Below are 12,167 nucleotides of genomic sequence, written 5' to 3'. Positions count from 1 at the left end.
TGTAGAAAAACACGTATTTAAACATAAATGAATTATTCTTCGTTCAGCTGTGATGATCGCCGTAAGGTCATTGCCCAAAATAAAAGAGCACAAGCACTAACGGATGCACCTAATATACAAACTCCGTTCCATCCGTAGCTTGCATAAATGTTGGTTGAAAGAATCGCACCTGTTGCACTGCCGATAGAATAGAAAATCATGTAACTGGCAGTGAGGCGACTTCTCGCTTCTGGACGCACTGTGAAAAGCATACTTTGATTGGTGACATGTACAGCTTGCACAGCTAAATCTAAAAGGATAACACCGATAACTAGTAGGAATAGAGAATGGTTCATTAATTTAATTAGGAGCCATGAAAGTAATAATAAGGATAAGGCTATGCCAGTAGTTCTTTCTCCGAATCCGCGATCAGCAAGTTGTCCGGCCTTAGTGGCAGCTAATGCACCAGCAACTCCAGCAAGACCAAATACTCCGATAGCTGTATGTGATAGATTATATGGTGCAGCACTTAGAGGTAAAACTAATGAAGTCCATAAAATACTGAATGAAGTGAAAATGAGCAATGCTAATATTCCGCGAATGCGTAAGTGGCGCTCTTCTACAAATAATAAGAGAACGGAATGTAATAATTTACGATAGGTCATAGCTGTTTTTTTATGTTCAAAATTAGGTAAATTACGATATAACAAACCAATTACGAAGAGCATAAGTACAGCAGAGGTAAGATAAACGGAACGCCATCCGGCTAGATCTGTTAATGTTCCGGCAAATGTACGTGCAAGTAGAATTCCTATTACGACACCACTCGTGACGAAACCTACTATTCGCCCACGGTCTTTTGGATTAGCTAAAATGGATGCGTATGCGACGAGTGTCTGCGTAACAGTCGCAAGGATTCCGACTAAGGCCATACCTATAAAAAGTACGGTGCTTGAAGGAGCGAATCCGATCACAATTAAAGCGAAAACGGATAAAAGCATTTGAACAATAATAAGTCTTTTTTGGTTTAACAAATCACCAAGTGGAACTAATAAAAGTAATCCGAGTGCATAACAAACTTGAGTAATAGTAATAACGACACCAATAGTTGAATGGTTGATCTTAAACTCATTTGATAAAGAATCAAGTAGAGGGTGAGCGAAGTATATATTCGCCACAGCCATCCCGCAAGCTATTGAAAATAATAGAGTTATATAGCGGGGCATGATTGTATTGATAGTTGATTGGAACTGATCATTATTCTGTGTAAGAGCGGTTGTCATTTTTTCTTTAGCATCCATAATATCATCTCCTTTTGTTTTTAAAATAATGTACCGAACGGTATTTTATTTCTTAATTAAAATATAATCAGGGATAAGTTATTGTGTCAAGTGAATTGTGGATAATTTTTAGTTTATTTTGACATATCATTTATAATTTAATACAATATATAATATACTGATTAGTACATAAAAACGTGATGTATAAGTTAGAAAACAGGTGAAGAAAGAGGAGGGATTAAATGGCTCGACTACGTGAATTTGATAAAGAAAAAGCTTTGGATGCTGCTATGCAACTTTTTTGGGAAAAAGGATACGCCGCTACTTCATTAAGCGATCTAACTGCTAAAATGGAAATACAAAGACCGAGTTTATATGCAGCATTTGGTGATAAAGAAGGGCTGTTTGAAGCTGCACTACGGAGATACACAAATATACATGCGACTAGCATTCGAACAAAACTTCAAAAGGAACAATCTGTAAAAGAGGCCATTCGTACATTTTTTGAAGATATGGTGGAAGAGGAATATAAAAGAGAATCAAATAAAGGCTGTTTTTGTATTAACACAATGGTGGAGCTTTCTCCTCATAATGAAAAATTTGAAGTGTTGACTAGAGAACATCAAATGTATCTTTCAGTTATATTTCAAGAATTGATTGCCAAAGGTATTCAGTCTGGAGAATTACAAAGTGATGTGAATGCTAAAGCATTGGCGCAAACGCTAGTCACTTCATTAATTGGATTAACAGTGTTAATGAAATCTCGCCCAGAACGTTCAGTTGTAGATAATACGGTATGTATCATATTATCGTTACTAAAATAAATGTAACAGAATTGTATTTCAATCAACTATTACGATTATAGACACTTTTATTTATAAACTTTCAACCTTAAAGCACTGAATTGTCTACGAAGGCAACGGGTGCTTTTTGTTTTCGGGTAAATATGAGTAGGTGAATCATAATGATGGCCTGCAATGTATGAAGATTGTTGGCGACATTTGTAATTAGACATCAGACAAGAGGGGAATGAAAACAATATAAGCCCTTTCAAAGCCCCTCATAAGCACCTACCAAGTAATAAATCACTAAGAAAAAACAAAACAAAAACAACTACAAGAACAAAACAAGTGCGAAAAAATAAAACCGGCGTGGTAGTAGTAAAAAAATTGGAACTCGAATGCCAAAACCTTTTGCTCATTCCTATATTTATATTGAAGGATTGGAATTTTCCTATTTGCTAGTAAAGAGCGGGAGGGAAACTGATGGCGGTGTACCGTAATGTGCAAGTGAACTTTTGGCAAGATGAATTCATTTTAGATTTAACGCCAGAAGAGCGTTATTTTTACATATATTTGTTAACTGGTACGAAAACGAAGCAATGTGGTATTTACATATTACCAAAGCGTTTGGCAGAGCTTGAAACTGGTTACAGTATGGAAACTGTTGAGAAGTTATTGAACCGGTTTGTGGAATACGGGAAGATTTTATATGATGCGGAAACGAAAGAGTTATTCATTATAAATTGGTTACAATATAATCCTATTTTTAATACGAACATAGAGAAATGTGTATTACGTGAGCTAAAGATGGTAAAAAGTAAAGAGTTCCTACATAAGTTTTTGCGTAAATGTCTTGAAGAAGGACGCAAGATTCCGTTATTACTTCAGTATTTTGGAATGCCAGAGGAAGAGATTAGTAGTAATTCACAACAAGTAATTATTCAAGAGAAGGAAGAGGTAGAAATAGTAGAGGAGGTCACTCTGCATAGTGAAGTTTACAAGTTTTACGAACAAAATATTAGTAGTTTATCTCCATATATCGTGAAGGGATTAAAGGGGTGGATACAAAGAGTTTCAGGAGATAAAGTACTAGAGGCACTTAAAATTGCGTTTGAGAATAATAAGGGGACGTTCGATTATGTGCAGGGGATTTTGAGGAATTGGTGTAATAAAAAGGCGGAGAATGCTGGTGAAGAAAAGAGTGTGATGGGAAATTTAGAGCGAAGGAGAAGTATTTTGAGTAGTGTTTTTTAATTTATATAAATACGATATAGAATATACGTTCGTATTAGGTGGATTATATGCTATACTATTTTTGAATGATAGAGGAATTATATATGGGTATTTTATTTTTTATAAATAGATAAAAAGATGCGGGAGGAACAGGGTTTGACAAACAGTACATCAAAGTTGTTTCAATATATTAATATGACAGAAGAGCAGAAACAATTAGCGCTGCGATATTTAGAATCGAGAGAAGAAGCAATTTTAAAAGCTATTCAACTAACGACAATTAGAGATCAAAAGAGAGCCGATTTTGCAGAGCAGTTTATAAGCGATTTTAGAAAAGTATATAAACAAGATCCGGCTTTCTTTCGATTATTTTATTATTTGCTAGGGGAGCAATTGTTAAATGTTCTTATAATAAGGTTTAAATATGTGGATTTTGCTAATATGAAGATTTATTTAGAAAAAAGTGCACTGCCTTTAGATAAACTTGTAGGAATTGCATGTAAATATTTAACTAATATTTCAAGTTATGTGGATGAAGCGTATGTTTTTCTTAAAGGGCTAACAAAAGAGAATCCGAACTATATAGAGGAACAATTACACACTTTACCAAATCAGCAGCAATTATCTTTACTTCTCGTAATGTTTGAAGTAGATTATGAGAGATTCTGTACATATAGCTCTTTATTGGACGAGAGATTAAAAGAACATGCTGAATTTATATTGAATTTGAATGGAGAAAAGGAAAAGATTGAAGCAGTTGAAAGATATATAAAAGGTGAAAGTGATAGGGAATTATTTTTAGGTGGAAGCTTACCAGAATACATTTGGCGGCTATTATTTAGTATTCATAAGTATTCAAATGTTGCGAAGCGATATGTTGAAATAGTAGCGAAGAAAAATGTTTGGGGTTTTATAAACTATGCTACGCGTTATGTGTGCCAAGCTCTCAATCAGCCTCAAAACCATAAACGAACAGGGAGTGTAAATAAGAAAACCTATGATGAAATTCAAAGTTTTTGTAAACAGTTTTGGATTTCTGAGGAACGTTTTTTTGCACATCGCTTGAGGCAACATGATTTAAATAATGGAGAATTTTGTAAGACGTATGAATATGAATTGCTATGCTTCATGGCGGAAGAAAATCCTGAATTTGTTCAACGTACTTTGCAATATGTAAGTAAAATTAATTATCTCATTATCGCACGAACGTTAGCTGAAAAAGGGTATGAGTTAAATAGAGGGAGAATGCGAGAAGAATTTTTTGTCGCTGCTTTGCAAATTAAATTGTCTACAATACGTGATACATATCGTGATTATTTACTAGGGAAATTGTCACTTGAGGATATGGAGCAAATACTTAAAAATCCTAAGTATAGAAGTATGTATTGGGGGATGCCAGTAGTAGAGGTTGCGCTCCTTTGGGATGTAGATGATGTAGCGAAGAGGGAAGCTGTACTTACACTGCAATTCGGAGATGAATATAACGTTAATTTATACGAACTTCTGTACGAATGTTCTGTCAGAGGGATAGAACCGAAACAAGTATTAGAAGATCTTCTTTCGTATGGATTAAGTAAGGAAAAGCTTATCACTTATGCAGTTGAACAAGCTGCATGCTACAGTGAAGAGAGAAACAAGGCGAAGGAAGCGCTTGTTCATGTCATTGTAAAAGAACAAGCGTACATAATTGAACGATTTGATGAGTATTCTGCTGTGGCCAAAGCGTATATTTTAGAAGAGTTAGCAAAGGATAACATGATCAAAATGCGTCCCATTTTGATCAAATGCTTAGGAGATTCATCTAAAAAAATGCGTGAGTCTGTAGTGGAAATTCTTTCAAAAGATGTAGGAGCTGCGGTAGATGTAGCAGCTGAACTTCATAATAAAAAGAAAATTGTTCGTGAAAATGTGATGAAGATACTAATAGAGTATAAGATTGAAAAATATATACAACTTGTACAGGAAGCTTTACAAGAAAAGAAGAATGCTTCCTTTGTTGGGAAATTTGCTCCGTTACTTGAAGTGGGTGGAGATTCAGAAAATATAGAAGAACTTTGCAGTCGTATAGTAACGGAACAAAAAAGAAATTCATTTGTGCAATGGATTGGGAACGAACCACAAATTCGTCTTCGTAATTCAAATGAAATAGCCGATGTAAAACTTCCGCTAGCATATGTAAATCAGTATGTATCAGATTCCGTTATTGAGAAGAAAGATGCGGCTGAAGTAATTAGTACTATTTTGAATGAACAAGACTTGAAGGAATATGTACAAGAAATATATCAAGTATGGATTTCTCAAGATGCAGATGTGAAGAAACGTGGTATTCTTTCGTTATATGGCATGTATAGTGATGATAAAATGGTCGGTATACTTAAAAAGCAAATTGATGAATGGGTGCTTGATATGAGAGGGAAGATTGCAGCAGATGCTGTTCGGGCTCTAGGGTTGTCCTCATCTAAGCTTGCACTTGTGTCTATTCATGCGATGGCATTTAAATATAAGCATAAGTTAGTGCGTAATGCGGCAAAAGAAGCACTAAGTCTTGCTGCGAAAACACGTGGTATAACAGAAGAAGAGTTGGAAGATCAACTGGCACCAGATCTTGGCTTCAATATAAGTGGTGAGAAGGAGATTGATTTTGGGAATAGATGTTTTACTGCTATTTTAACTTCTGAGTCGAAAATTGAATTAGAGACAGAAGAAGGAAAACGTATGAAGTCACTTCCAAAGCCGAATGCAAAAGATGATATAGAAAAAGCTGAAGAGGCTAAGAAAGAGTTAGCCGTATTAAAGAAAGAACTTCGAAGTGCTCTTTCTATGCAGAAACAACGTTTGGAAGACGCTCTATCACGAAAACGCTACTGGTCATATGATACGTGGAAATCGGTATTTTTGGAAAATCCAATTATGAAGCAATTTGCTATTTCGCTTGTTTGGGGTGAATATACGGAAGGAACGTTGCGGAAAATGTTCCGTTATGCGGCGGATGATACATTTTATTCAATGATAGGAGAGAACCCTGAACTTTCACCTGGAAATGTTATTGGTTTAATTCATCCGTTAGAATTATCAGGAACGGAAAAGGAGCTATGGAAAGAGCAACTGACAAATTCCGGAATTGTGCAGCCATTTCTACAAATTGAACGTCCAGTGTTTGTAGTAGAGGAAAATGATAAGATTGATGTTGAGAGATTTGGCGGTATTTTGTTAAATGGTCGCTCGTTATTTGGTAAGATGACGAAACTTGGATGGACTCGCGGATCGGTTCAAGATGGCGGTGTTTATTATACATTTTATAAAGAAGATACTCGCACTGGATTAGGGGCAGAGCTTTCATTTAGCGGAGCGCCGATTGGATATGAAGGTGAAGAAGATGTATGTGTATTTGAGATTCAATTTTATAAAGCGGGTACAGTGAACCGTGGTTCATATGAATATGACGAAATTGATGATGAGAGACGCATTGTACCAAAACAAGTAGATAAGCGCTTCTTTAGTGAAGTATTATATGATGTGCAATTAGCGACCGAGTCAAATCTTGGTCATAATGAAAGCTGGCGTAACAAACGTTAAGAAGTCCCCCTTCATTTGTAGGAAAATGAAGGGGGTTTTTCAACTTTTCTAAAAGGTTCTTCCTTAAATAGAAGCGAATAGTTTGAGAAAGGAGGGGTTATATGGATATGGAAGTCGTCATAAAGAAGAAACGAACTAGGGGTAAGAGAATTTTTATTTGGTCTAGTAGTATCGTTCTTTTGTTAGTTATCTGTACAGCGATTTTTTTGAACATATATACGCTGAGATCTATGCCAAAGATAGATGGAACGATAAAGCTAGAGGATATACAACATGCTGTTACGGTGAAGCGGGATGGTAAAGGTGTACCGCATATTAAAGCGGAAAATGCGCATGATTTATATTTCTCGCAAGGGTATGTACAAGCGCAAGATCGTTTGTTTCAAATGGATTTAAGTAGAAGACAAGCTTCTGGTATGTTAAGTGAGGTTGTTGGGGAAGCAGCTGTTGATCGAGATAAGTTGTTTCGAACGCTCGGTTTACGGCGAGCAGCCGAAGCGTCTGTTAGTCAATATGATGGGGAAGCGAAATATGCCCTGCAGTCATTTGCTGATGGAGTGAACGCTTTTATACGCGAGGCAAAAGAGGAAAAGAGATTGCCGGTTGAGTTTACTATATTAGGTTATGAGCCTGCTGAATGGTCAATCGTGGATTCTCTAACAATTGGAAAGTATATGGCGTTTGATTTAGGCGGACATTGGCATGGACAGGCGTTTCGATATTGGGCGCTGAAAAATCTTTCGAAAGAGCAAGCAAATGAGTTATTTCCTACATATCCGAAAGATGCACCTAGATTGCTAGCTGAACTGAAAAATACAAATGTGAATGTAGCACAGAGTTTTGCAAAAACGATCATTCCACCAGAGTTTAATGGTAGTAATAACTGGGTCATAAGTGGTGAAAAGAGTGCGTCTGGTAAGCCGATTTTAGCGGATGATCCTCATTTATCGCTTGCGACGCCTTCCATATGGTATCAATCGAAACTTGAAATGAAAGATTTAAATGTAAGTGGCGTTATTTTCGCGGGAGTGCCAGGTGTTATATTAGGCCACAATGACAAAATAGCATGGGGTGTTACGAATACTGGTCCTGATGTGCAAGATTTATATATTGAGAAGCGAAATCCTAATAATGAAAATGAATTTTTGTATAACGATAAGTGGGAAAAAGCTACGGTTGTTGATGAATCTATTAAAGTAAAAGGCGGGAAAACAATTCCGTATAACGTGACGGTTACGAGGCATGGTCCAGTCATTTCAGAGTTTGCTGATAAAGGGAAAGAGAAAACGAAAACAGTATTCGCTTTGAAATGGACTGCTTTGGAACCTTCCGCTGAATTAAAGGCTGTATTAAATATGAATAAAGCGAAAGACTGGAATGAGTTTGAAACTGCTCTTCAAGATTTTCATACACCAACTCAAAACTTTGTATATGCATCAAATGACGGAACCATTGCTTACAAAGCGAACGGAAATATACCAGTGCGTAAAAAAGGCGATGGGAGTTTGCCAGTTCCCGGATGGACAGATGAATATGAATGGGAAGGATATATTCCGTTTGATCAGCTTCCAAAAGTAATAAATCCAAAACAAGGGTTTATTTCAACTGCCAATAATAAAATTGTTGATGATAATTATCCGTACCATATTAGTAATACGTGGGCGCAACCGTATAGGCAAATGCGTATTCAAGAGTTTTTGCAAGAGAAGGATAAGTATACGGTGAAAGATTTAGAAGATTTACAGATGGATCAAAAAAATTTATACGGGAAAGAATTTGCTCCTATATTTTTAAAAGAGTTAAATAAAACATCTTTAAATGAAGTAGAGAAAGAAGGCGTAAAACAATTAACAAAGTGGAATTTTTACGATAGTAAAGATGAAGCGGCACCATTAATATTCCATTTGTTAATGAAAGAAATTTCGAATACGTTATTTTCAAAAGAAATACCGAAAGATGTGATGGAGTTATTTGAAGGGAAGTCACAAGTAGTTGATGAATTAATTCGAAAACAAGTAGCAGGAGAAAATAGCGCTTGGTTTACGAAGTACGGAGGATTCACAAAAGTTGTGCATACATCGTATGAAAATGTAATGAAGAAATTGCAGAAGGAATATGGACCCGATGTTGCGGAGTGGAAGTGGGGCGATTACCATCAACTTGCTTTTACACATCCAATTTCGAGATCATCTAGTATATTAGCATTACTCGCATTTAATCGTGAGAAACCAGTTCCAATAGGCGGAAGTCAAGTTACTGTTCAAGCAGCGAGTTACGGAGATAACGGTATTGTCAATCACGGGGCATCTTGGCGATTCGTTATTGATACGAAAGATATGTCAAACGGTTATCATATAGTAGGACCAGGACAATCAGGAAACTTTAGAAGCGATTGGTATCACGATCAAATAGATGATTGGGTAAATGGTGAGTATCATACGACTACATTGAATACGGAGGGGATAGAGGGGAAAGTGTTAACTTTAGAGCCGAAGTGATAATATTTCCTCTGATGAAAGCTTATAAATTAGAGCATAACCCAGTTCTTAAATAATTTTAATAGCCTACTATCAGTTAAATGGATAGTAGGCTTTTGTATTTTAGAGGATAAGATTCAATGATTTTATTATTACAAAACAGTAAATGTTTTAACATTTACTTATACGATAACGGGCTTTATTTACTCTGTTACAAAAGAAACCACACAAAGCGTTTGTTCTGGTTCTTTGGTACTCATTTTTATACACCGCAAAACATTTTGTTATTCAATAATTCCAATTTCTAGAGCCTTGAGGATAGCTTCTTCCTTGTTACGAACTCCTAGCTTTGTATAAGCTGTGGAAGCATAATTTCTGACCGTACCATTCGATAAATATAACCTTGATGCTATGGTAGTGTATCGAAGTCCTTTTGCTACTAGCTGCAATATTTCTATCTCCCTAGCTGTTAGCTCATAAGCGGTTGCTTTTGATTGTGGTGTCTCTTTTTGCTCATCAAACTTCTCAAATATTTTGTGAGACATTCCCTGATCAATTAGTGTCCCACCTTTGTGAATAAGTCGGATCGTATTAGCTAGCTCCAACGTTTCAATAGATTTAAGTAAAAAACCATCCGCACCGTTGCGAAGTGATTCCAATGCCTGTTCGGTATCTTGAAACGTTGTAAAAATCAATACGCGGATATGTGGCCATTGTTGCTTAATCTTTTTGGTTGCTTCGATTCCATCCATGTGCTGCATATCTAAATCCATAAGTATAACATGGGGTTGAAGGCGCCCGCACAAATCGATGGCTTGATTGCCATCCTCAGCTAAACCGACTACATTTAAATCTTCATATCTATCGAGTAGTGTCTTCAAACTTTCCCGAACAAATGGTTGATCGTCTACAATTAACAAACGAATAAGTCCATCTTTTATTTCAGTTTGTCGCGGTATGGTACATGTAACAAGCATTCCTTCCTCTGGCTTTGTATATACAGACAATTGACCTTGCAAGTTTATTGCCCGTTCTTTCATCGCATTCATACCGAAGCCTTCCTGCCATTCTACATTTCCTTTTCCGTTATCTTGAACTTCTAACCTCGTATATTGTTGTTCAAACTGCAATGAAACTATAATTTCAGTCCCCTGACCATGACGTACTGCATTCGTAAGGGACTCTTGTAAGCAACGAATGAATGCGATCTTCGCTTGCCGAGATAGTTGATATTCCTCTCCGAATGTCCTAAAACTTACATTTACCTGAGCGTGCTCCTGAAATTCGGCTCCAAGATTTTGTAGAGATTGAATCAAGGAAGACGATTGACACGGAGAATCCATTTGATGTAGGTAACCTCTCACGTCCTCGATGCTTTTACGTCCCATTTCAAGCAGAGAATCTAGCCTCTGTATACCCATTTCAGTAGCAAGTTCGGTACGCAACGTTTCCATCCCCATAATAATAGAAGTATAAGCGTGACCAACTGTATCATGAAGCTCACTCGACAGTCTGTTCCGTTCTTCTGCCAGTGTAATGCGTTCAATCTGAGACATATATTGTTCAAGTACCGCGTTTTGTTTACGAATCGCTTCATTTTGCTTATGATTGACGATTAATAAATGGAAAGCGAAGCCCATTACATAAGCAAGTCCATAGTAGGTAACCATAATCCAATAGCTATTACTTGGCGCAACCGCATAGAAAATTCCAGTTGTTATAAAAACTGTTGTTGGAGCTGTCCAATAATAGGACAAATGCTGACTATTCGCAGCAATCAGAAAAGCCGATATAAGAAATGTAACGTTAGCTCCCGGAAATAAAGAAGTTAAATATATACACAGTCCACCATATAGCAGTATTTCTGTGAACAAATAATATTTATAATTGAATAGTAAGGCTACCCATGGAACAGAGAAGGCAATAATTTCCCAAAGAATAATAATCCAAAGTGGTAATGTTAAACTATTCTGAAAATCGAATGTGGTTATGGCGATAGAGACACTAACAAGTATACGGACTCCTAACATAATCCAATCGTACCAAAACCAATACTTAACCATATCTAACAAGTCATTTACCCCCTAAGTAGCCTACCTTTTTACTTCCTATATTATAAATTAATCCTTCATACATTGTTATACTTTTTAATTTTACACTGCAATTCTCTCACAAAAGGCAAACTTCTATCGATTTAGTTGCCGAATCATGCTACGTGTATAGCCCCCAAGTTTCTTAGTCAAACGATCTACTATTTTAATACTTATGGCGGTAAATGCTATACCTATAAACATTACAAAGAGTGACTTAGCAAACGTATCTATCTGTATGAATATAATATTCATTTCAATGTAGCGATACAGTAGTGGCGCCAACAGCAACATAAGTGGCATTACATAAAAAATGATTGCACTAATGAGACTGAAAATGCCAATCACTAATTTCTGCATTAACCAAAAGACAGCAGACCAAGTACGACGATCTGTAAGCACTAATTTCACCTGAGCCCAGTTTGATGTATCCATTTTTATACTTCTATCGTAAGTGTCGGTCGAAATATCTGTATAAATTTTCGTCTGTATGCGCTCGAATTGGATAAAAGGTGTCGTAGTCTGTAGTACGCGTATAACTAGTGGAATCCCAATTACCGTAAATGAAAGGGTGAAACTGAATAGCAGAGCTATTAGATAAAAACAAAAATAAAACAATCCTGTAACGAAAGTTAGCAATAAAAAATAACCATTCTGGATGAATCTTGACTTCATAAAGTTCTCGCTCCTATCTATGTAATAACCGAATTGTACTGCTTTTTTTGTCATTCTCACTAGTGTAAAAGTGTC

At 36.4% G+C, this 12,167-nt stretch carries 7 protein-coding genes; 4 read left to right on the top strand and 3 right to left on the bottom strand.

The window, feature by feature from the left end; translation table 11 throughout:
• Positions 1–32 precede the first annotated feature (32 nt).
• Complete coding sequence (locus BAU23_RS25235; protein ID WP_000338943.1) at positions 33–1,280, bottom strand: MFS transporter; 1,248 nt, start codon at positions 1,278–1,280, stop codon at positions 33–35.
• A 221-nt stretch (positions 1,281–1,501) separates the two neighbouring features.
• Between BAU23_RS25235 and BAU23_RS25230 the strand changes: the two genes are divergently transcribed.
• The 4 genes from BAU23_RS25230 (at position 1,502) to BAU23_RS25210 (ending at position 9,348) form a co-directional block, all read left to right on the top strand.
• The gene (locus BAU23_RS25230) at positions 1,502–2,083 is read left to right on the top strand and encodes a TetR/AcrR family transcriptional regulator (RefSeq protein WP_000113336.1); all 582 of its coding nucleotides are present in this window, start codon (positions 1,502–1,504) and stop codon (positions 2,081–2,083) included.
• Positions 2,084–2,524: 441 nt separating this feature from the next.
• Positions 2,525–3,295: a DnaD domain-containing protein gene (locus BAU23_RS25220; protein WP_071735385.1), complete on the top strand. Its 771-nt coding sequence runs from the start codon at positions 2,525–2,527 to the stop codon at positions 3,293–3,295.
• Positions 3,296–3,412: 117 nt separating this feature from the next.
• Positions 3,413–6,850 carry a DUF4132 domain-containing protein gene (locus BAU23_RS25215; RefSeq protein ID WP_406911037.1) on the top strand — a complete coding sequence of 1,146 codons (3,438 nt, stop codon included), beginning with the start codon at positions 3,413–3,415 and terminating at the stop codon, positions 6,848–6,850.
• A gap of 107 nt (positions 6,851–6,957) precedes the next feature.
• The gene (locus BAU23_RS25210; RefSeq protein WP_071735598.1) at positions 6,958–9,348 is read left to right on the top strand and encodes a penicillin acylase family protein; all 2,391 of its coding nucleotides are present in this window, start codon (positions 6,958–6,960) and stop codon (positions 9,346–9,348) included.
• Between the two features lie 263 nt (positions 9,349–9,611).
• Here BAU23_RS25210 and BAU23_RS25205 read toward each other — a convergent pair whose 3' ends face one another.
• Complete coding sequence (locus tag BAU23_RS25205) at positions 9,612–11,399, bottom strand: helix-turn-helix transcriptional regulator (RefSeq protein ID WP_071735381.1); 1,788 nt, start codon at positions 11,397–11,399, stop codon at positions 9,612–9,614.
• Between the two features lie 114 nt (positions 11,400–11,513).
• Positions 11,514–12,092: a sensor domain-containing protein gene (locus BAU23_RS25200; protein WP_000842202.1), complete on the bottom strand. Its 579-nt coding sequence runs from the start codon at positions 12,090–12,092 to the stop codon at positions 11,514–11,516.
• Positions 12,093–12,167 lie beyond the last annotated feature (75 nt).

This window comes from Bacillus nitratireducens (assembly GCF_001884135.1).
Lineage (GTDB): Bacteria > Bacillota > Bacilli > Bacillales > Bacillaceae_G > Bacillus_A > Bacillus_A nitratireducens.
This window is presented reverse-complemented; position numbering and strand designations above follow the sequence as displayed.